At 57.9% G+C, this 22,049-nt stretch carries 17 protein-coding genes; 7 read left to right on the top strand and 10 right to left on the bottom strand.

Annotation, left to right across the window (positions count from 1 at the left end; translation table 11 throughout):
- Positions 1-14: 14 nt before the first annotated feature.
- Both rpiB and CA51_RS23245 read right to left on the bottom strand, forming a co-directional pair.
- Positions 15-464 (bottom strand): ribose 5-phosphate isomerase B, encoded by a 450-nt coding sequence (gene rpiB / locus CA51_RS23250; protein ID WP_145123526.1) that lies wholly within the window; start codon positions 462-464, stop codon positions 15-17.
- A complete protein-coding gene (locus tag CA51_RS23245; RefSeq protein ID WP_145123525.1) occupies positions 461-1,654 on the bottom strand; it encodes a Sua5/YciO/YrdC/YwlC family protein in 1,194 nt (397 codons plus the stop codon). Before CA51_RS23245 ends, rpiB begins: the two co-directional genes overlap by 4 nt.
- A 186-nt stretch (positions 1,655-1,840) precedes the next feature.
- Between CA51_RS23245 and CA51_RS23240 the strand changes: the two genes are divergently transcribed.
- From CA51_RS23240 to CA51_RS26290, 3 genes are all read left to right on the top strand, one after another.
- Positions 1,841-2,875, top strand: a complete 1,035-nt coding sequence (locus tag CA51_RS23240; protein WP_145123524.1) for an NHL repeat-containing protein — start codon at positions 1,841-1,843, stop codon at positions 2,873-2,875.
- Positions 2,876-3,003: 128 nt separating this feature from the next.
- Positions 3,004-5,511, top strand: a complete 2,508-nt coding sequence (locus tag CA51_RS23235) for a c-type cytochrome (RefSeq protein WP_197451420.1) — start codon at positions 3,004-3,006, stop codon at positions 5,509-5,511.
- Positions 5,512-5,857: 346 nt separating this feature from the next.
- Positions 5,858-6,706 carry a hypothetical protein gene (locus CA51_RS26290; RefSeq protein WP_231746241.1) on the top strand — a complete coding sequence of 283 codons (849 nt, stop codon included), beginning with the start codon at positions 5,858-5,860 and terminating at the stop codon, positions 6,704-6,706.
- A gap of 912 nt (positions 6,707-7,618) precedes the next feature.
- Here the strand turns inward: CA51_RS26290 and CA51_RS23220 are convergent.
- From CA51_RS23220 to CA51_RS23195, 6 genes are all read right to left on the bottom strand, one after another.
- Positions 7,619-8,653: a hypothetical protein gene (locus CA51_RS23220; RefSeq protein ID WP_145123521.1), complete on the bottom strand. Its 1,035-nt coding sequence runs from the start codon at positions 8,651-8,653 to the stop codon at positions 7,619-7,621.
- A 40-nt stretch (positions 8,654-8,693) separates the two neighbouring features.
- On the bottom strand, positions 8,694-9,533 hold the full coding sequence (locus CA51_RS23215; RefSeq protein WP_145123520.1) for a CheR family methyltransferase: 840 nt from the start codon (positions 9,531-9,533) through the stop codon (positions 8,694-8,696).
- The gene (locus CA51_RS23210; protein WP_197451419.1) at positions 9,530-10,636 is read right to left on the bottom strand and encodes a protein-glutamate methylesterase/protein-glutamine glutaminase; all 1,107 of its coding nucleotides are present in this window, start codon (positions 10,634-10,636) and stop codon (positions 9,530-9,532) included. The genes CA51_RS23215 and CA51_RS23210 overlap by 4 nt, the downstream gene beginning before the upstream one ends.
- Positions 10,637-10,695: 59 nt before the next feature.
- On the bottom strand, positions 10,696-13,035 hold the full coding sequence (locus tag CA51_RS23205; protein ID WP_197451418.1) for a methyl-accepting chemotaxis protein: 2,340 nt from the start codon (positions 13,033-13,035) through the stop codon (positions 10,696-10,698).
- Between the two features lie 186 nt (positions 13,036-13,221).
- Complete coding sequence (locus CA51_RS23200; RefSeq protein ID WP_145123517.1) at positions 13,222-13,677, bottom strand: chemotaxis protein CheW; 456 nt, start codon at positions 13,675-13,677, stop codon at positions 13,222-13,224.
- On the bottom strand, positions 13,674-16,529 hold the full coding sequence (locus CA51_RS23195; RefSeq protein WP_145123516.1) for a hybrid sensor histidine kinase/response regulator: 2,856 nt from the start codon (positions 16,527-16,529) through the stop codon (positions 13,674-13,676). Before CA51_RS23195 ends, CA51_RS23200 begins: the two co-directional genes overlap by 4 nt.
- Before the next feature lie 81 nt (positions 16,530-16,610).
- Here CA51_RS23195 and CA51_RS23190 point away from each other — a divergent pair, with 81 nt between their 5' ends.
- The 4 genes from CA51_RS23190 (at position 16,611) to CA51_RS23175 (ending at position 18,533) form a co-directional block, all read left to right on the top strand.
- Positions 16,611-16,856 (top strand): hypothetical protein, encoded by a 246-nt coding sequence (locus CA51_RS23190; RefSeq protein ID WP_145123515.1) that lies wholly within the window; start codon positions 16,611-16,613, stop codon positions 16,854-16,856.
- Between the two features lie 134 nt (positions 16,857-16,990).
- Positions 16,991-17,365, top strand: a complete 375-nt coding sequence (locus CA51_RS23185) for a response regulator (protein WP_145123514.1) — start codon at positions 16,991-16,993, stop codon at positions 17,363-17,365.
- A 93-nt stretch (positions 17,366-17,458) separates the two neighbouring features.
- The gene (locus CA51_RS23180; protein ID WP_145123513.1) at positions 17,459-17,959 is read left to right on the top strand and encodes a chemotaxis protein CheX; all 501 of its coding nucleotides are present in this window, start codon (positions 17,459-17,461) and stop codon (positions 17,957-17,959) included.
- A 280-nt stretch (positions 17,960-18,239) separates the two neighbouring features.
- Positions 18,240-18,533 carry a hypothetical protein gene (locus tag CA51_RS23175; protein ID WP_145123512.1) on the top strand — a complete coding sequence of 98 codons (294 nt, stop codon included), beginning with the start codon at positions 18,240-18,242 and terminating at the stop codon, positions 18,531-18,533.
- Between the two features lie 84 nt (positions 18,534-18,617).
- On the opposite strand, the gene CA51_RS23170 is transcribed toward CA51_RS23175, so the two are convergent.
- Positions 18,618-19,775 carry a DNA topoisomerase IV subunit A gene (locus CA51_RS23170; RefSeq protein WP_145123511.1) on the bottom strand — a complete coding sequence of 386 codons (1,158 nt, stop codon included), beginning with the start codon at positions 19,773-19,775 and terminating at the stop codon, positions 18,618-18,620.
- A 146-nt stretch (positions 19,776-19,921) separates the two neighbouring features.
- Complete coding sequence (locus tag CA51_RS23165; protein ID WP_231745853.1) at positions 19,922-22,018, bottom strand: DNA topoisomerase VI subunit B; 2,097 nt, start codon at positions 22,016-22,018, stop codon at positions 19,922-19,924.
- Positions 22,019-22,049: the final 31 nt, after the last annotated feature.

Raw genomic sequence — 22,049 nt, 5'->3', positions numbered from 1 at the left:
CGCCCGCGTCAGCTTTAAACGGCGTTGCCCTCTTCGATCGATACGATCTTGTCGACGCGGCGGGCGTGTCGGCCCCCTTCGAATTCGGTCCGCATCCACAGCAGGATCAAGTCGTCGATGTTGCGGTCGCCGATCAGGTCGCCTCCCAGGCACAGGACGTTTAGATCGTTGTGCCGGCGGGACAGTTCAACCATTACTTCGTCGTAACATGGAGCTGCACGGACACCGGCGAATTTGTTGGCGGTGATCGCCATTCCAATTCCGGTGCCGCAGATCAAGATCCCGCGATCGCACTCTCCTTGGCTGACCTTCTGAGCCACGATGCTTGCGAAGTCCGGGTAGTCGCTGGCGTCTTCGCAGTCGGCTCCTTCGTCGAAGACGGTGTGGCCGTTGGATTCCAACGCTTGGGCTATCCGCGCTTTGATGTGCACGCCGCGGTGGTCGCTCGCTATGCTAACTTTCATTGATTTTCTCCCTCTTCGCCCGATTCGGAGATCGCAAGCCACTCGGGCCCCAAGCTTTCGACCCACTGTGCTAATTCGCGGTCGATCTGATCGGCGCAGGCTTGGTAGATCTGCACTGGCGAACCGACAGGATCTGAGATATCGCCCCCGTCGCGACGGACTGTAAAGACGCGGTCCTGGGCGTGTGGCCAACGCTGCAAAATCGCGTTGCGATGCGAGCGGGTCATCGTCAGGATCAAGTCGGCCGAACGAATCGTTTGTTCCCCGAAAGGTTGGCTCTCGTGTCCCGAGATGTCGAGCCCACGCTCGCGCATCACGTCGACAGCTTGCGTCGCCGCTTGGTCGCCAGGCATCGCCGCCAGGCCGACCGAACTGACGCTAGGGATGATCGCGCCGCTGGGGCTGTTGCCAAACCGCTCGTCGATCCGTTTTTTCAGCAGTGCTTCGGCCATCGGGCTGCGACACGTGTTGCCGGTGCAAACGAGTACGATCGATGGTCGTGCGTATTGGCGAATCGCTGCGGTTTCCACGACGCCCTCCCGGATGATTTTGAATTGGTTTCCATTGGCCCGAACGACCGTCGACGGTCCACCGTAACGGGTGGGTCCGTCGTCGACAACTAATGGCACATCGTCGCCGAATTGTTCGACGACGGCAACGCCGGTGGTGGTCGACGGGGATCCGCAGCGGTTGGCGCTGCAGATCACGATCGGTCCGGCGCAATATTTTTGCAGTTGTTCGAACAACCGATGCGCTACAACGCGGACTCCTATATGTCCCGATTGGCTGACGACAAGTTCGCGGACCGCTTCAGGAAAACAGGAAGCGGCCGATCGGGTCGGGTCGCAAGGGACGACTAATGTAACAGGGCCGGGCCAACAGCGACGTGCAAATCGAATCGCCAGCGGCGAATCGTGACACATGTAATCGATCGCTTCGTCGGCGCTTTTGACTGCGATCGCCAGCGAATATTCGGTCCGCGGCTTCCCGCCAGTCGGCGTTTGTTCTTCCAGTTTCCGTTTGAGTTCGGTCATCCGTTGGACCGCGTCGGCGCATAATACGCTCGCCGCCAGTCCATAGACAGTCTCGGTGGGCAAAGCGATTACCTTGCCCTCGGCGAGTGCCTGGACCGCTAAATAAACGATGTCACGCGGATCTTCAGCACGCTGCAAATCAATAACCGTTGGCATGAATTCGCGGCGTTCCTGTGATTGGCAATGGAGAAATGGAATCACCTATTATATGTTGAAGAATAAATTTGCTTCAACCGCAGCAATGGGGTGTTCGTTCGGATATCGCTCCCGTTGCGGAGCATTGTGCGGCGAATCATCCACCTTTTCCTGCCTGCGGAGCGTCCGGGGCCGATCGCCAAAACCATGCAAACCCCAGCAGCAAATCGGTACGTCCCGCCGCCGCAGACGCCCCAATCTGCGGGTGCGGCCAGTTTGGGGCTTCCAAGCCGCCGTAAATTCGTAGGCCAGTTGGCCGCGATCGCCTCCGCTGCGGTCGCGCTACCGGTCGCCGGGTGCATCGATCCGCCGGGGGCCAGCGGAGCTGTCGATCTTGTTTGGGGGCGTCGCGGATTATCCGAGGGGCGTTTTCAAAAGCCGCGGGCGATCGCGATCGATGCCGAGGATCAGCTGTACATCGTCGACACGACCGGCCGCATTCAGGTCTTTTCGGCCGACGGGGAATATCTCAGAGGCTGGAAGACACCCGATGTCACCAACGGCCGCCCCACGGGGCTGCAAGTCGACGATGCCTCGCGGCGTCTATTGGTCGCCGACACCCACTACTTTCAACTGCTCTCCTATTCTCTCGACGGCGACCTGATCGAATCGGAGACTCTCGGCGGAACGCAGGGGACCGGTCCGGGAGAGTTCTCGTTTATCACCGATGCGGTCCGCGATTCGGCGGGCAATTATTACACGGGGGAATACAGCGACATCGATCGGATCCAGAAGTTCTCGCCGGCCGGGGAGTTTCTAATGCAGTGGGGATCGACCGGATCGGAGCCCGGGCAGTTCGTCCGCCCGCAAAGTCTGGCCATCGATCGTCACGATCATCTTTGGGTCGCCGATTCGTGCAATCACCGGATCCAGGTTTTTGAGACCAGCGGGCCCGAGCCGACTTTGGTCCGCGCGTGGGGCGAGTTTGGCCATCAGCCCGGTCAGCTCTATTACCCCTACGGCATAACGCTTGGCGAAGAGAGCGACTGTATCTACGTCTGCGAATACGGCAACGATCGAATTCAAAAGTTCGATCTCGACGGGCGTTCGCTGGAGGTTTGGGGGCGGTCGGGACATGCGGAGGGTGAACTGTTTCAGCCCTGGGGTGTTGTCCGCGATTCGCGCGGCCGACTGCACGTGCTCGATTCGAACAACAATCGGGTGCAGCGAGTCTGGCTGTAACGCGTGCCGGCTAATTTGTTTGACTGCTCTGCCCGCGGCGATGTGGTGGCGAACCGCGGGGCGGCGAAGTCGCTACAATGTCCAGCTCGCTGCCCATTTCCCGCCCTCTGAATCCGCCCCGCCCAACCATGCGACGATCGTTTTCCTTCCGCCGTTGTCTCTTCCTTCCGCTGCTGTCGATCTTTGGCACCGCACCGGCGCTGTTGTCTCAGGATCCAGTCCCCGATGTGCCGTCGCGCCCCTTCGTTTCGGGCTTCGAACGCTTCGGCGTCCACGAGGAGATCGAAGAGGAGCTGGCTGGCGGGTTGCTGATCAGTGAACTGAGCTGCGGCGCTTGCCACGCGACCAACGCATCGCATTGGTCGGCCAAGGGAGGCCCGCGATTGGACGCTGTCGGTTCGCGGTTGCAGTCCGATTATCTGGCTCGCTACCTCAGCGATCCTCAAGCGATCAAGCCGGGGACGACGATGCCCAACGTGTTGTCGGCGGTTCCGGAAAACCAACGGCCAGCCGCGATCGACGCGCTGGTCGCGTATCTCGGTTCGCTGCAGCAAGCGTTTCCCGAGATCAGAGGGACGGGAGCGAATCCGGTCCCGTACCGATTCTGGGAGCATGGCGATCCGGAGAACGGCCGGCTGCTGTACCACAAAGTCGGCTGCGTCGCGTGTCACCAAGCCGATCCCGATTTCGAAACGGCTGAAATGCAACCGTCGCCGCTCGACGCGATGCTGGAACAATTGGATCCCGAACAGTTGGAGGAGCTTGGATTGTCGGGAGCCGCCCGCCGGGTCGCCTCGGTCCCGCACGGCGATATCGCGGCGAAGTACACCCCGATCTCTCTTACTCACTTTTTGTTGGATCCCGAAAAGGTACGACCCTCGGGGCGGATGCCGAACCTTAAACTATTAGTTGTCGAAGCTGCCGATATCGCGGCGTATCTGTTGGCCGATCCATCCGATTCGGACGCTGCGGATTCGACGTCCCAGCCATCGCCCGCGGCAGACGGCTCCGCTGCGTTGGTCGATCGCGGCCGCGAGCTGTTCGTTTCGCTCGGCTGTGCCAACTGTCACAGCGTCGAGGGCGTGAAGCCAACCGTGGCCGCTCGCCCGCTGGCGGAGCTTGCTAGCCAATCGACTCGAGGATGTTTGTCGGCTGACGATTCTCGGTCGCCTCGTTTTGGAATCGACGCCCAGCAGACCGAAGCGATCGTTGCGGCGCTCTCCGCGTCGGGCAGCGGGCAACCGTTGTCGGATCAGGTCAGCTTGCAAACACAAATGCTGCAGATGAATTGCTACGCCTGCCACCAACGCGATGACCTGGGAGGCGTCGGCCGTTATCGCAAAGCCTATTTCGAGACCGTCGGGCACGTCGACTTGGGAGACGAGGGGCGGTTGCCGCCGCCGCTATCCAACGTCGGGCGCAAACTGCATACGGGTTGGCTGACCAAGGTGCTGGAGGGGAAGGGAGCTGACCTGCGACCGCACATGGAAATTCGGATGCCAGTGTTTCCTAGTGGTGTGGCGAAATCACTGGTTCCGTTGTTGACAAAAGTCGACATCGCGTCGTCTGAAAACAACACCCGCAGCGCCGACCAGGTATTTGGGAAAATAAACGCAAAGGCTTCGGAAAAAGATTTGGCAGAGGCGGGGCGTCGATTAATGGACGTCGGGTGCGTGCAGTGTCATCAGTTTGCCGGCGACAGTCTGCCGGGGATCGTCGGCATCGATCTCAACGGTATCGCCGGGCGGATTCGTCCTCAGTGGTTCCACGATTTCCTGCTAAATCCAGGCAGTTTGAAGAAACAGACGCGGATGCCGACCTTCTTTCCCGAGGGAATCAGCACGAATACGGAGATTTTGGACGGCGATACCGAGCGTCAGATCGCCGCGATCTGGGCCTATTTGGGCAATGTTCCCAAGCATGGACTGCCCGAAAAGATCAAAGAAGCGAGGGCTCAGGATTTCGAACTGGTCCCGGGCGAGCGGCCGATCGTGCTGCGTACGTTCATGCAGCAAGCCGGCCAGCACGCGATCGCTGTCGGGTTTCCCGATGCCCTGCACTATGCGTTTGACGCTGAAAAAATCAGGCCGGCGCTCGCTTGGCGGGGGCGTTTCCTCGACGCTCAAGGGACCTGGTTCACGCGATCCGCTCCCCCTGCCTCGCCGTTGGGCGATGCGGTGGTGACGCTGCCCGAGGGGCCGTTGTTTGCGGAACTCGAAGATCTAAAACAGCCATGGCCGAAAGAGGAGAGCGGTCCGAGCACGCTCCGTTTTGGGGGCTACCGATTGGACTCCCAAGGTGTCCCCACGATGCTGTACCAGTTGAATGGGATCAGCGTCGAGGACCGCATCGAACCCGACGGACCGCAGCGTCTGAAACGAACGATTCGGTTCTCGGCCGGCGCCGGGAAAGATACCGATTCGGAGCCTCGTGAGCCGCTGTGGATGCGAGCAAATGTAGGTAAAACGTTGGCGAAAACCAAGGACGGCGGTTTTGTGAACGATGCCGACCTGGAGGTTCTCGTCGGCGAATCGTTGCGAGAAAAGGGGCGGCTGCGATCGTGGAAAGAGTTCAAGGAGTACCTGGTTCCGGTCGCTGCCGACGTGCAGGAAGTGGAGCTGTGGTATCGCTGGTGACACGTGCCGCCGTCGCCAGGAAATCTGTGCAATTCAAACCCAGCTGTTCAATTATGCAACGTTGGGGCGGCGAGCCGCCGTGCTGGGAATTTGGTAATTCGGCGGGCGTGGGCAAGCTGGGCACGCCCGTAGGTCGATAATGGGCGACCGGAGTGGCTTTGATTGACGGATTGGCACAGATTCTGCTTTAACGAGAGGCGAGGTGCGATTAATCTGGGATGCGAGGGCACGACGTGCCGGCTCCCAGTTATCGCGGTTGAGCCGTAGTCGCGTGTGTGACTTTAAATGGGTTCTTGTCCCGCCGCGATTCCGCCAGGTGAGGAACATGAGACAACAAGGAAATTCAATGAGCGTACGAACTGTGTTTCATTCAGCGATCGTTTCGACAGCAACTTTCGGTTTGCTGATCTGTGGCTTCCAACCGGCGATGGGCGTCGAGCGTCGCGACGCTGGCCAAGACGATGTGCGTCGTGTCGAGTTGTTTGAAGCGATGAAAAACGGCGACATTGAGGTGAAGTTTGTGCCTCGCGATGCGGCGCGTGCAAATCTGTTGGTTGAAAACAAGACCAAGAAACCGTTGCACATCCAACTCCCCGACGCGTTCGCCGCTGTTCCCGTTCAAGCCCAATTTGGTGGCGGCATGGGCGGTGGCGGCATGGGCGGCATGGGTGGCGGCGGCATGGGGGGCATGGGTGGCGGCGGCATGGCTCAAGGTATGGGCGGCGGCATGGGCGGCATGGGCGGCGGCGGCATGGGTGGCATGGGCGGCGGCGGTATGGGCGGCATGGGCGGCGGCGGTGGATTCATGCGAGTCGCTGCGGAAAAGCGTCACAAAGTCGCTCTGACCACGGTCTGCCTGGAACATGGCAAGCCCGATCCCAATCCAAAAATCCCTTACACCATCATTCCGATCGAACAGTTCACTCAAGATCCAAGCGTGATCGAATTGTGCACTCACTTGGGCTACGGACGCGTTCCGCAGAACACCGCTCAAGCGGCTGCCTGGCACTTGATGGACAAGATGTCGTGGCAAGAACTGGCTAGCAAGAATCGCCGCGAATCGGCTTACACTGGCAACACGCCATTCTTCAACGGAAACGAATTGCGAGCTGCGATGAGCGTCGTGCAATACGTCTCTAAGGATGAGCCTGCGGTTCAAGTTTCGCTGGCCGATGATTACACTTCTGCTGAGTGAATCGGTCCTACAAGTGGGGTAAGTCGTGGGCGTTAGGTCAATAATAATATGCCTATTCGTCGATGATTTGCCCGCCTGATTGGCTTTCGCGTTGTAGGTTTCTATTGTTAACTCAACGCGGTGGGATCGATTCTTTTCCTGTTGTCTCTCCCGTCGCGTAACGTAACACCGGGGCTAATCTCTTTCCGACGTCGATGATGGGGCACATCAAAGACGTCGGCGGGCAACCGATCGATAGCGATGCGGAAGCCAGAGGTTTCTCCTCAACCCAGCCATATCCTCTACAGTGGACAGGCGTTGAATGGATCGTATGTTTTTGCGAGTGGGGCACCACATTCATTTGTGGAGCTCGCAAAAGCGATGTATGCGATCGTTCTTCCCACCAGAGCGGCTCAGGTTTCAATAGGTCATCGCGCAGTCTCTTGAGACGGCGCAGCTGACCGGGGCATGAAACCTGGGCCGTTTTTTTATGCGCCTCGGCCCCCGCGATCCTCTTTGGCGATCCCAATCTCTCTTCGCTTCGTTTAATCGTAGAACCGGCAACGCGTCTCTTTTGTGATCATCCCGCAAACGTTTCGGGGGGGGCGATCCGCGATGCGACACACAAACTGGATCCGCGCGTCAGCTGCGGCTACAGTCGAGGTCCCGCCTTCTTTGAACGCCGCTACCAAGAATCGCTTCTGTTGCCGTTTCGCTGCAGCGGTCTGTTATGAATCCTGGAACCTACTGTGTTGATCGCAATCACAGTTTCCGGATCACCGATGTGTAGAAGCACCGGTGACTCAATCTGCAATCGGCCTACGACCGGAAAGCTGCTGGCGCCCAGCAGACTCATGCAGGAATCATCCGCTCGGTTCATCGCGAGCCAGATTGGGATTGGTCTCGCATTGATGTTGCGACCGGATGAGGATGTCAGTTCGCAGAGGTAGCAAGTGGTGAGGAATCGCCCGTGGTGGAATAGTAGCCGAAGACAATTTCAAAGTCGACGTATTTAGGAAGTTCGTCGGAATCGTCCACCGGTTGGACGGAAGCTAGTACCTGCCGCGTCTGTCCTGCTGGCAGTTCACCCAGTTCGTAGGTCTTGGTGGTAACCGTCTTTTGCCAGGCTCGCAAAGCGTCGTAATCATACGCGCGACTTGGGTCGTGAGGCTGGTCGGATGTGCGAATGATCAATTGCCCGCGGTGCAATGTCAGCGCGTTGGGGTTGGTGATTTCGAAGTTCAATTCGCCGCGATCGTTCAACGAGGTCGGCCGGGTGCGAATCACATTCACGTCGCCGACTTGAGTTGGAATCTGGGCGAGGAAGGCTTGGTCGAGATCCAACACGTGGGGCCGCGCGTCCCAGAACGGACGATCGCGATCGCCGGGGTTGCCCATCAACCGCTGGCACAGCGTCTGTTGGAAATCGCAGCGGTCGTTCAAGCTCGCGTTGGCAATCTCCAGTCGATCGACTTCGGATTCCAGCACGCTGCGGTTGATAAAGCCCAGACTGGTTGCGGCGATCGATAGGACCAAGGTGCCGCCGGTCGTCAGCTTGATCCACATCGGGAGCGTAGCGGCGACAACGGGTGCTGGTGTCGAAGACGCTGCAGCCACGGGGGCTGGCGATTCGTCGGGGGTGGTTTTTGTCGGAGCGACAACGGGCGTCGGATCGGCGGCAGGGGCTGCCGCGGCGATCGATTCGGGTGCGATGGCTGCAGGTGCCGCTGCTGCGGTGTCGGTTGGTGGTGCAGCGGGTGGATCTTCACCCGCTTGCGATAAATCGGCCGCTGGTTCTTCTTCGGCTCCAAATTCAGGCGTCCACGATGAATCATCGCTCTCGCTGCTTTCCGCCTGGGCGTCGGGCTGTTCAGTTTCGTCGGGCTCGTTGAGGACGGCGACACTGGTGGCGGGGCCTAGGTTTTGCGGAGCGGCATCGAGCAACGCTTGAATTTCATCAGCATTCATGGCGATTTAGAATCCTTGCGGAGGGGTACCGCAGATTTAGTTAAGGAACACGTTTTTTGGGGCGATATACTGTCGCGCGGCAATGGTGTTCCATCGTAAAGCGTTGGCTCATATCGGAGTGATATTCTTGTGCGCCAATAAACAGGAGGCCGTCATCGACCATCTGATTTGCGATTCGATTGAACAGGTCTTTTCGATTACCGTCCGAGAAATAGATCGCTAGGTTCCGGCAAAACACAACGTCGAACATGCCGACGTTTGTGAAGGGTTGCAGGAAGTTGCGTTCCTCAAATCGGATCATCGACCTCAGCTTGTCCTGCACCCGCCAAAGATTCCCTTCTTTGTGGAAGTATCGGTTCAGTTGAGCTGGGGAGAGACCACGCGAGATCTCATGTTCGGAGTATACGCCCTGTTTTGCCTGTGTGATGGCAGTCGAGGAAATATCGCTGGCTAAGATCTGGACATCCCAGTTGTCGGCGTCGGGAAGTAGTTCACGCAGCATAATCGCTAGGCTGTAGGGTTCCTGCCCGCTACTGCATGCAGCCGACCACAACCGTAATCGTCTAGGAAAACGGCTGCTGGCACGGGCGTCGATAATCTCTGGCAGCAACTTGTGTTGCAACGCTTGGAATGGGCTTCCATCGCGGAAAAACAAGGTCTCCCGCGTTGTGATCCGTTCTACAATCTGTTGTTGCAGTTGACGGTCGTCGCGGGCGCAACGGGCAAGTTCTGCATAATTGGAATACGATGCCTCTCGCATCAATTCTCCAAATCGATGTTCCAGCAAATATAGCTTGCGATCGTCGACCTGGATTCCACATAACTGTTCAATCACATCGATGATATCGATAATGTCGTTGCTTACTTCAAGAGTCTTCATGATCTTCCTGCTAGTACGGGGCGTCTGCTGAGGGCTGTCAACTTGGATGCGACGTCATTTAATCCAACGACTTCATCTACTAAACCGGCTTCTGCAACGGCACATGGCATGCCGTAGACAACACAAGAGCGTGCATCTTGAGCGAGGATATGAGCGCCTTGTTCTCGCATTGCACGCGAGCCTTCGGTGCCGTCGTCTCCCATCCCTGTCATCACGACTCCGACCGCGCGGCCGCCAAATTGTTCGGCCGCCGATCGGAACAACACATTCACCGACGGGCGGCAGCTGCGTTCGGGTGGATCATCGTTAACTCGCAGCACGATCCCGTTGGCCGAACGCTGCAGACGCATTTGGAACCCGCCCGGCGCGATGGCAATCTGCCCCGCTCGCAAGATATCGCCCGCGGTCCCTTCGAAAACCTGCAGCGGCGAGATTCGATCCAACTCCTCCGCCAACGACCGCGTAAACAGCGGCGGCATATGTTGCACGACGGCGATTGGAACCGAAAAATCGCTGGGCAGTTGGGAGACGACCGAGCGTAGCGCTTGCGGCCCGCCGGTCGATATTCCGATCACGATGATCTGCGGCGATCCCATCGCGCGACGCGGCACGTTGCCCGGCGGCGACGCTGCGACACGCGTGGGTGTCGGTGTGGGCGACCAAGCCGGCCGACTGCTGCTCGGCTGCGGTTGGCCGCCGCCCGAGTTCCGCGTCACGTTTTGCGAGATCACCTGGAAACGTTCCGACAGCTCCTTATGCAGCTTGCGCCGGTTCGATTCGAGGTCGGTCCCCTGTGGCTTTAAAACGAAGTCGAACGCTCCCGATTCGATCGCTTGGATCGTTAGGCTCGCCGACTGTAAGGTCAGCGAACTGAGCATGATGACTTCGGTCTGGGGCGAGATCTGCTTGATCTGCTTGAGCACCTCCAGGCCGCTCATGCCAGGCATCTCAACATCCAAAGTGATCACGTCGGGCCGTAGCGTCGCGATCGCTTGTAATGCGGTGACTCCGTCGGATGCTTGCCCAACGATCCGATGCCCTTGCAGACCTTCGAGGGTCTGTTGGACAAAGCGACGGTAGACAGGTGAATCGTCGACAATCAATATTTTTCTTGGCGCTGTGAACACTAGAAGCCTATCGGGAAAGGAGGAATGTGGACCGCTTAGCAGGCCAGCGTGGAATGGTCGTGACGATCCGATTCGTCGCCCGTCTTGAATTGGCCGACCAGCTGAGACAGCTGATGGGCCAGGTTGCTGAACTCGTCACCTGCACGCCGCGTGTTGTCGGCGCTGTCGGTCGTTTGCCGCAGCACGCTGTCGACGCTGGTGATGTTTTGGGTAATCTCTCGGCTGGCGGTCGCCGATTCCTGGACGCTGCGCGCCACGGCGGCAGCGGTTTGAGCGGTTTGAGAGACGTTGTCGGAAATCTGTTTGGTCGCCATGCTCTGCTGTTCGACAGCCGATGCGATCGTCATCGATGCTTCGTTCACGCTGTTGATCACGTCGCTGATCTCGCGGATCGCTTTGACCGCATCGCCAGTCGAACCTTGGATGCCTTCGATTCGATGCCGGATGTCGTCGGTTGCGATCGCGGTTTGCTTGGCGAGCTCTTTGACTTCGGTGGCGACCACGGCAAACCCTTTGCCCGCTTCGCCGGCCCGCGCCGCTTCGATCGTGGCGTTGAGAGCCAATAGGTTTGTCTGTTCGGCGATGTCTTGGATCACCTGGATCACCTTGCCGATTTCATCCGCGGCGAGCCCCAGTTCGGAGATCTTGTCGTTGGAGTGTTCGACCAAGTGAGCTGCTTGGCCGGCGATCGACGCCGATCGCTCGGCGCTCTGAGCGACTTCGACGATCGTTTGATTCATCTCGTTGACCGCTGTCGAGACCGTCTGGACGTTCCCCGAGACCTCTTCGGTGGACCGCGCCATGTGAGTCATGTTGGCGGAGAGTTCTTCCGCTGCCGCGGCGACCGTGCTCGATTGCGATGTGGCTCGCGTCGCTCCTTCGGACAAGTTGTTCGAGGTAGCCGTCAGCTCCGCCGAAGCTTCGTTTAGCGTCGTTGCGTTTTGTGTCACGCTGCCAATAATCGACTGCAGTTTGCCGGCGAAGAGGTTGAACCACTTTGCCAATTCCCCCAGTTCGTCGCGGCGGGTGGCGTCGAGTCGTTTGGTCAGATCGCCCTCCCCTTCGGCGATGTCTCGCAACATTGCTACCGATCGGTTGATCGGAGCGACCAGCCGATGCGACAGCAGCAGCGCGATCGCAGCGATACCGATTGCAGCCACTCCGGCCAGAGCAGCACTCCAAGAGAACAGTTCCATTTTGGCGGCAGCGGTGTGAGCGGCCATCCCGTCGGCGGCGGCAAAGGCTTCGTCGCGAGCGACCTCGGCCGCGATCGCCCAGTGCAGGCCCAACACGTCGACCGGACCGTAGGCTGAAAGAACGCGGTCGCCCAAATAACCATCGACTTCTTCGACGTCCGTTTTGCCGTTCAACGCCGCGGCGATGGCGGCGGTCTTCACCGCGCCCCGCTCCGGATTCCGGAAGCTCGATACGACGTTGTGCGCTTTCGAGTCGCGACGCGTGTCGCTTCGCAAGCGATTCTCCGGACCGACCAGGTAGGTTTCGCAAGAGGGTTCCATGCCCGTTCCCATCGTCATCAATTGATTGATGCGATCGATCGGCAGTTGGAAGATAGCAACGCCGATCTTCTGTTGGCCATCGAAAATCGGAGACGCGATGAAGCTGGCGGGAGATTCGTAAGAGGGACTGTATTTCTCAAAGTCGACGACTGCAAACTGGTCGGCGGATTGCAAGGCGTTGGCCTTTTGGAACACCTTCCCGATGTTCTGTTTCGCATAGGGGCCGTCGATCAAGGATGTCGAGAAATCGAGTTCCTTGTAGGCCGAGTAGACGATGTCACCCGATTCGCTGTCGCACAGGAAGACGTCGTAGTATCCAAATTTCTCCAGATACCCGCGGATGATTGGATGGATCTTGGCATGCTGTTCCGAATAGACGGTCCCGTCATGGACCTCATTCAACAGATGTTTGTTTCCAAGCGGATGTTGATTTGCATGCAGGTAGTTGTATTGCAGAGCGATCGATGCCGGTTTCAGTTGGCTCAGCTTTGCGACGACGTTAGGATCTTTGCCATCGTTCCGTTTCCGATACTGTTCGCCGAACTCCCGCGTGTAATAGGTCGCCAATTCGTTGCGCAGTTGATCGATTATTTCGAGATCATAACCACAATCGGCAGCGTAGCGACGGAACGGTTCGCGGAAGTCGCGCATCGCTTCGACAACCAGTTCGTCCGCGGAGAAGTTTAAGACTTGGTCGCGGATCGAATCGAAGTATCCGACGATCTGTTGCTTTTTGATCTCGCGCAACGCGACCATCTTTTCCGATGACTTTTGTTTCAAGTCGGCGACGGCAATCTGTTCCATCTTCGCCAGGTTTTGACTGGACAATTTGTAGATTGCGCCGCAGGCAACCAGCATCGGAATCATTCCGCAGCATAAAATGGTCGTGGTTAGGCGAGTTCGAATGCGCATTTTTGATCTTTGGGTTGTTGTGCACGATCGCGCTGTAACACCCACCGGAAAGTGGAATGTTAAAACGCGATGCTGCGTTAAACGTGCTGTTGGTTATGGAGTTGTTCCAACGCTGGATGAACTCTCGTTTGTCTATTGAGAATTGGCCAGCGCTTGATCGATATCCAGTAGGATCACGACGTCCTCGGGGAGCGTGTGGATTCCTAGAATCATTCGCCCGTCGACCGAGTTCACGTTGGCGGGCGGTGACGACATGTCGTCTTGTGAAACCGTCAGGATGTCGGAGACGCGGTCGACGACCAGTCCCAGCAATTGCCCCTCGGCTTGCACGATCATGTTTTTGGAGTCCGATGAAACCTGTGTTTTGGCAAGCCCCAGCAGCAGCCCGAGGTCTAACAACGGCACCACCTCGCCCCGTAGATTGACAACTCCCAGGACATGCGTGGGAGCGTGCGGAACACAGGTGATCTCCGACAGGCGATTGATTTCTCGGACCCGATCGATGGCGATTCCCAAGAGGATGTCGCTCACGTAGAAGGTCGCGAACTGTTGGACTCCGACGTTTGTTTTTTCAGCTGTTTTACTCATACCAAGACCTCTTTTGATTCTTTGTCCGATTTGTTGTTGGATGCTTTTTCACTCTGTTCGCGAATCGCACGGATCAGGTTTTCGCGGTCCAGTTTGACCTGGTAGTCGTCGATGCCTGCGCGGCGTCCGTTGCTGACATCGGTTTCCGATGCCAGCGAGGTCAATGCGATCACTGGCAGGCGGCGGAGCTCTGGATCGGCTTTGATCCGGCGACAGAATTCCAGCCCGTTCATGCGTGGCATTTCGATGTCGGTCACGACCAAGTCGAACGCTGACTTGTCTTGAACCAACGTCTCCCAAGCCTCTTGCCCGTCCTCGAAGTCCGACACGTTAAAGCCGGCGTCGCGAAGGAAGTTCGAGACCTGTTTGCGGAAGAACGCGGAGTCTTCGGCCAAGCAGAGATGGAGATCCGGTTGGGTGGTTCGCTTCGGTTCGCCCTTCAGATCTGGCAGCGCCGAATGCGTGATGTCGTGCAGGTTCAAGACGCGGACGGTTCGCCCTTCGATCGCCAGCGATCCGGCGATGCCGCGTTCGCTGTGAACGTCGGTATCGACATCCAGTGGGATGGCGCGAATGTCTTCGATGTGTGAAGCCAACATGCCAACTTCGCGGCCGGCCACGCTGTAGACAATCACAAACAATCGTCCGGATCGATCGGCCGGAGCGGCGGTGACACACATGTCCAATTGGATCAGTGGCATCGCAACACCGCGTGAATGCAGCATCTCGCGATGCCCAACACTTTCGATTTCGCTCGCCGCGATCGATTCGATGCGAGAGATCATGCCCATCGGAATCGCGAAGCTTTCATGGTCGCGGTTGTTGAACAATAGCACCGATTGAACCTCGTTGCTCGTCTTCTGGCCGCCGTGTTGATCATCGTTTTCGGCGTTGGCCCGTTCGGTCACGGCGCGGAGATTGGTGTAGTTCGCAATCCCCGATACGTCGACGATCAACGCCACGCGGCCATCGCCTAGAATTGTCGCTCCCGAGAGGCAAGGACAATCGTTTAATTGAGCTCCCACCGGTTTGACGACGATCTCTTCGGAATCGCAAAGTCCGTCGACCAAGATTCCGTAGCGTTGTTGCCCGGTTTCGACGACGATCACGTTCTGAGCCGCCGCCCCTTCTTGAGCGAGATCTTGTACGATCGTGCGCCCCGTGGGTTGGCTGCCGAAGACTTCGTTGAGTCGTACGACGGGGAGCAGTGTGTCGCGAAGTCGCAGCACATCGGCGTCTTTTACCCTGGCGAAACGCTGTTTGGCATCCTCGGGGCGGACCCGAACCAGTTCATTGATGTTGACCTGCGGGATCGCCAAACGATCGGCTCCCGAACGGACGATCAACGAGGGAATGATCGCCAGCGTCAGCGGCAGCGTGATTTGAATACAGGTTCCCGTTCCGAGCGTCGTGAAGATCTCGACGCTGCCCCCCAGCTTTTCGATGTTGGTGCGGACGACGTCCATCCCGACGCCTCGGCCGCTAACATCGCTGATCTGTTCGGCGGTGGAGAAGCCGGGCAGGAAGATCAGCCGAGCCGCTTCGCGGTCGCTCATCTGTTGCGCCTGCTCGGCGGTGATCAAACCCTTGTCCAGGGCTTTGCTGCGAACCACGTCGGCGTTGATCCCACGTCCGTCGTCCTGGATCTCGATGATGACCTTGCCCGATTGGGGCTGAGCCCGCAGGTAGACGTTGCCGTATTCCGGTTTCCCAGCGGTCACGCGTTGAGCCGGCGTTTCCATCCCGTGGTCGACGGAGTTGCGAATCAGATGGGTCAACGGATCGCTGATCGCTTCGATGATCGTTTTGTCGACTTCGACTTCACTTCCTTCGATCGACAGATTGATCCGTTTGTCCAGCTTGGCCGCCAGGTCGCGGACGACGCGTGAAAACTTGTTGAACACGTTGCCGATCGGCTGCATCCGCGTCTTCATGATCGCGTCTTGCATCTCGGTCGTCACTTGATTAATCCGCGCGGCCACCGATTCGAAGCCGTTGTTTTCGCGGGCCGCCAACGCTTGCAACAATTGGTTTCGGCTGAGCACCAGTTCGCCGGCGAGATTCATCAAATGGTCGACAGTTTCGACCGAGACGCGAATGCTCGATTCGCTTCCCGACGTCGACTTGAGATTGGAAGTTTTGCGACCGTCGCTGGCTTCGCCCGAACTGCGCGGCTCTTCGCTGCTCGCGGCGAGTATCGCTTCGCGTGGATCGGGCTTCTTGGCTGCCGCTTCGGCTTCGGCGAATTCGCGAGCCCGCTTGGCGTCGGCAACTGCCAGGTCCAAAGCCTCGGCCAGCGGCAGATCTTCGCGGATGTGCACCTCGATCGGTGTCGTCTCCGCCGCAGGTGCTGCTGCAGTCGCGGGAGGAACTGGTGTCGCGGGAGCCTCCTGCGCCGCGGGTGGCTCGGCAGCTGCAACAGCCGCTTCGGCCGGTGGCGTCGCTTCGGACGATCCACCCGCCAGTCCGGACTTGATGCAGTTTTCGAGTTCGACGAGGTGATTGGAGATGTCGACTTCATTGGATGCGCCAACATCAGCGACCATCGCTTGCAGCGTGTCGGAAGCCGACAGCAGCCCATCGACAATCGTCGACGTGGGGACCAATTTCTCCTCACGCATCAGATTTAATACGTTTTCCAAGCAGTGGGCCAGCTCGTTGATCCGCGGCAGGCCGAGGAAACCGGCAGCCCCTTTGATCGAGTGGATTGCTCGAAAGACTGTGTTCACCAGATCGACGTCGATCTCCGCTCCCGCGGCTTCGATCGACAACAACTGGCTCTCGACATCGGCTAGATGTTCGAGCGATTCTACGACAAATTCATCGAGTATTTCTTGGTCTTCGTTCGACACGACGTTGCCTCCGAGGAGATTAAATAAGTTCCCCGCGAGTGCAGCGGGCTAACCTGATTCATGGCTCTCGAAACATAAGCCGTGAAATTAACGTCGGAGGTGCGCGCAGCCGAAGAAGCGGCAAAGATTTCTTGCGCGAAAGAGTCCGGCAAGCGTGAAGTGCCGGAAGTAACGATTGTGGTGGCACACAATAGGACCATCGACACCGTAAACGCTTCCTTCTATAGAAACGTCATTGGCTGGCGTCGTGGCGGATCACAACAGGGTGATCCATGGGCGCGTGCAATTTTCTATTGTTTTTCTACTGTGTCTGCTTTTTCATGCTAAGGTTTGCTGGGTGAAGCGTGCTCAGGGGGACGTGGAACCCAAAATATGAATTGGGCTGCTACCTAAATAATAGGTCACGCTATCGGTTCGCGCCGATCCAATCTCGAAACACATCAGTGAAAAGGAACAATTCGATGGACCAAAAGGTTCTCTTAGCGGATGACTCGGGCGTCATGCGTAAGATCATTCTGCGGGCGTTAAATGCTGCCGGGGTTACCGACGTTGTCGAAGCAGCCGATGGAGCCCAGGCGTGGACCGCTTTTCAAACGACTCAGTTCGATATGGTTCTGACCGATTGGAACATGCCGATGATGACAGGTTTGGATCTCTTGAAAAACATTCGTCAGGCGGGTTCAACGATCCCGGTGATCATGATCACCACCGAATCCGAACGCGGCCGCGTGATCGAAGCGATCCAAGCGGGCGTGTCGGATTTCTTGCCGAAGCCGTTCGAAAACGAACTGTTGCAGGAAAAGCTTGTTAAACACCTCAGCGCGATCGCTTCGTAAGCAACTTTCAAACGCGGCTGGCTGCGTCTTGCCACGCCGACGCTTGCGATCGACGACCGAGTTCTAATAAACCCAAACCTAGGGGCAGATCAGATGCTGGCTACCGAAAACGAAGCCTTTCAAAAGGCAGTCGAAGAAATTTTTAACAGCTGTCTTGGATGCGAGGTCAAGCTGAAGGAGGTCGGCGATTCGACAGCCGCCGATCGAATCAACGAGATCAAAGGGATCATCGGCATCTCGGGAGCGATCTGCGGCACCGCCGCGCTCAGCGTCTCCCGCGACTTTGCCTACAAAGCGACCGGGGCACTGTTGGGCGAGACGCCCGCCGAACTGAATTCCGATGTCGTCGATGCCGTCGGCGAGATCGTGAATATGATCGCCGGCCGCGCCCGGGTGCTGTTGGGCAACGAAGCGACCAATATGTCACTCCCTTCGGTGATCATGGGGCAATGCGAGATCGCGTTTGGTTCGGAGAACCATGGCACCTGCCTGCGATTTGAAACCGCCTGGGGCCCGGTTTCGATGGAACTGGTGCTGAAACAGCAGTCGAAATCGGCAATCCCCAACGTAACCCCGGTTGCCATACTTGCCTAGCGCGTCGTTGCGCCATAGATTCTGATGCAGCGGCATCGCCAATGCCGCCGCACCTTCCCGGCAAATCGGTCGCTTTGCTTCGGCGACAATGGCAGTGATGCGAACGGCAACAGCCAGTTTCCTCCTGCTGCTGAACTCTCGGCCGATCCCCGATGGGCGAAGCGGTCGCTTCGTTTGCGCCGCTTTACGGCTCGCGCAGGTTTGCCAAAAAAAGTTTAGTCGACCTGGGTTTTATCGTCGTCTCCCACCGATCCATCCAACGGAGTGTGTGAATAGAATCATGGACGCATCCAAATTGAAACGCGGCGATTGGGTGATCTATCGCAAGCAGAAGAGCAGTACTTCGCCCGGTGCCCGAGCTACCGATGTGCATCCGACCCCAGGTGGTGATACCTACCACTATCTCGTCGACAAGTTCTGGGTCGTCGAAGCAGTGCTCGAGAATCAACAGATCCTTTTGCGAACGCGTCGCGGCAAACAGCACACCATCGATGCAAACGATCCACGACTGCGCCGCGCCAGTTGGTGGGAGCGGTTGATGTATCGCAGCCGGTTCACAACGATCGAGCTGTAGCCGTTGGCATCCGCCGCCGCGAACCATCGCTCGGTTGGCGGCAGTGTTCTCTCGCGGCAACCGCTGCCTCGGTTGCGGAGCAAACTAGTCGAGCCAGTCGCCGTCGGCTAATCGCTCGGGGACATAGGTCTCGGTGACGTAACTGATGCCGAGATTGATCAACGACTCGACCTCGAGCTTGAAGTCGTTTTGCAGCATCCTGTCGATCTCTTTCTGCCACCGCTTTTTGCCTTCGAACCACGGATACTTCATGATCTGTTTGGCTCGCTTGCGATCGGTGTCGTTCATCTTGATCGTTACGTTCATGTCCAGCCCGCAGCGTTCCAAGTCGATGCTGCGTAGCCCCAAGAACTTTGCGTCGGGGATCGTCATCCGCTGCGACTCAAACGCCAGGTTGATCGACCCCTGCTTGATCACGCTGTAGATGTAATATCCCCAGGGATCGTTATCGAGCACGCAGTAGACGGGCAGTTCCAGTTCGTTGTGCATCCGATGCAACAATCGCCGGACGCCTCGCGGCGGTTGCCCGGCACCATGTGTCAGCAGGCAGTTGTGCTTTTTCCAAAACTTGTCTTCGTTGAATCGTTGCCAGACGGTTCCTTTTTCGACATGCAGGATAAAGTCGGCGGTGCAGCGTTTGAATTTGATCCGGTCGGGTTCTACGATCGAAGGAATCCCGTAGCCACCGCTGCCCATCCGCGCACAATCGATCTCGTCTCCCATATCTTCCAGTACGATCGGACCAACCATCTCGCCCCGTTTGTCGGCGTACAGATGTAGTTCTTCACGCAGCGAATTCGCCAGGACTTCCAGATCCTCGATCACCGCATCGGATTCGCCCTGATTGTTGAACGTCTCCTCTTTGGCACCTTTGATCGTGTGCTTCATGCGATAGTAGAGACCACGAATGCTTGTCGTTTTGCCTTCGTCGATCAGGCTCTTGCAGCCGCTGCCAGCCAGCAGCGTTTGCATGTAGGATCGGGCTTGGTTCAGGTTGAACAGCTCGCGGCGGTTCGTGTTTTTCCCCATCTCGATATAGCGTTTCGTTTTATTGAAACGCACGTTCGAAAGCGCTCGCGTGGGGATATCCAGAAACGGATCGCGGCCCCGCGTCGCTGAGCTGACGACCTTGTCCGCGAGCCCCTCGAGTTTGGTGAGCGTCGATTTGTCGATCGGCGTCAGCTTAACAGGCTTCGGTTTTTCGGGGACGAACTTTTTAGGAGCTTGTTTTTTCTTAGCCATGATTCTTGAGATCCATCGTTATCGCAACCTCCACCCCGATCCGCGGTGGCGAAGGCCAAACTTGTTACCGAGCGTTCCGGCCTGCGATCGGTTCGCAGCCTGTGCCGGAGACGACGCTCAAACGTTGTCCTGAGTTTCCCAATCGCTTACGCGTCGAACAGTTCACCCTGTTCGACCGAATCGTCCTCCGCCGAAGCCTCTTCTGCGGCAGCGGCCGGTTTGACCGCTGCGTCGGCTGTGGGGACCGTCTTGGCGGCGTTGTCGACGATCAACACGCCGTCGCCCAGATCGAGTTCCGATTCATCTTGAATCACTTTGCCCCGTTCATCGAGAACCACATCCGCATCGGCTGTCTTCCGCTTAGCAACCTCTAACAAGTGGTCGTAGACCTGTTGAGTGTCGCAGCCGTTCATGCCGTGCAAGGCTTGCGCGACCTCGCCCAGATACCGCAGGAAGACGCTTCGCCGCTCTCCTTCCTGCTTCACTTTTTGCCGGCGCCGCAGGAACATTCCCAGCTTGCGACCGACAAACTGCAAGGCTAATCGCAGCTCCTTTTCGATCTCCGGATAATTGGCGACCGCTTCTTTCGATTCGCTGGTAAACGGCACCCAAACGCTGGCGACGTGGACCATCACCGACACGGGACCGTTGGGCAAATTGCCGCGAGATTGAGTCAGTCCATAACTGCGCCAATTCATTCCCATCACCGCTTGCGTGATCGCGCACGCACCGGCTTGGAACTGCAGCGGCACGCGGTTGGCGAACCGCATCACCTGCATCGATTGCCCCTCGTTGATGCTTACGTTTTGCAAGGCATCGTGCAGTGCCAACCGCTCCTTGGTCGTGAGGTTCGACGGACTCTTGCGGGTCTTCAGACCGGCCTGCTTCATGATCTTGTCGGCGCCGTCGGAACCGACGCCGCTGAACGTATCCATCAAGAACTTACGCAGCGTCCGGGCGTCGGTCTGTCCGATCAGTTCGTTTAGTTCATCGTGCGTGATCGCATGCGTTTGCGGGCCGCCACCGTATGCGAGCGCCACTTCGATGATAAACGGATTGCCGCGATAAACCGCTGGCGGCCGGCTGGATGCCGCATAGAACTCGCCCGGCACGACGGTGCTGATTCCCTTCAGCAGCAGCCCCTGGCCGATCGGCACGACGCAATCGGTCGCCGGCGGGCGAATCTTCGCTTCCTGCATCGCGCGGAAAACTTTGTCCGCTTCGTCGCGGCCGATCTTTTTCGTGGTCATGCGGCTGCCGATTCCGGCCGCTTCGCAGATCCGGCGGGCGACAGCTGGCGTGACGCATGAGAACGAACTCTGCAGAAACTGGCTGATCGTGTTGACGTTGTCAGCCGACATCATCGCCATCAGGTGTCCCAGCTCGACGCCGTAGGGATGCGGTTTGATCTCTTTGGCTTCGGCTGGCAATTCGGTGGTGCTGCGCCAGTAGGATCGGGCGGTCCCGTCGGGGTCGACGTAGTGCACGGTGATGTGCGGGTTGGCGATCGCCGTCTGTTCGATGTATTCATCGACGCTGCCGCGCCCCTTTTTGTAGATCGCTGCTAATTCGATCGTGACCCGCGTTCCGTGCGTCACGTCTTCGCTGGTCCCATCCTCGTGTGGGATCACGGTTTCCCATGCGATCCCCGCCTTCTCGATGTACTGGCGACCTTTTTCCCCGGCGGGAATGTCGATGCCATCCCCCTTGCCGTTGACAATTTCCGGCTGGTTCTTCTTTGTATCGATCTGCAGCTCAAAGTAGTGAGCCGGTTTGCGGACCGATACCTTGCTGACGATCTTGACCGGTTGCCCGCTGGTCAGCATCCCGTTCATGCCCGCGGCGCTGATCCCGATTCCCTGCTGTCCGCGGCTCATCCGCAATCGGTGGAACTTGCTGCCGTACAGCAGTTTGCCGAAGATCAACGGGATCTGTTTCTTGACGATTCCGGGGCCGTTGTCTTGGATCGAAACTCGGTAGCGACCCGATTGGGTCGGTTCCAGTTGGACCCAGATCACCGGCAGAATGCCAGCCTCTTCGCACGCATCGAGCGAGTTGTCGACCGCCTCTTTGACCGTCGTCAACAGCGACTTTCGCGGATTGTCGAAGCCCAGCAGGTGCTTGTTTTTTGCAAAGAACTCACTGACCGAAATATCGCGTTGACCTTTGGCCATCGCTTCGGCAGTGCTTCGACGTGTCTTGGGGGTGCTTGTTCCGGCCGCCATCTTTTCCTTCTCGGGCAACTGTCAGAATCCGTGTCATCGATACATCGGT

It is taken from the genome of Rosistilla oblonga, assembly GCF_007751715.1.
Classification (GTDB): Bacteria; Planctomycetota; Planctomycetia; order Pirellulales; family Pirellulaceae; genus Rosistilla; species Rosistilla oblonga.
This window is presented reverse-complemented; position numbering and strand designations above follow the sequence as displayed.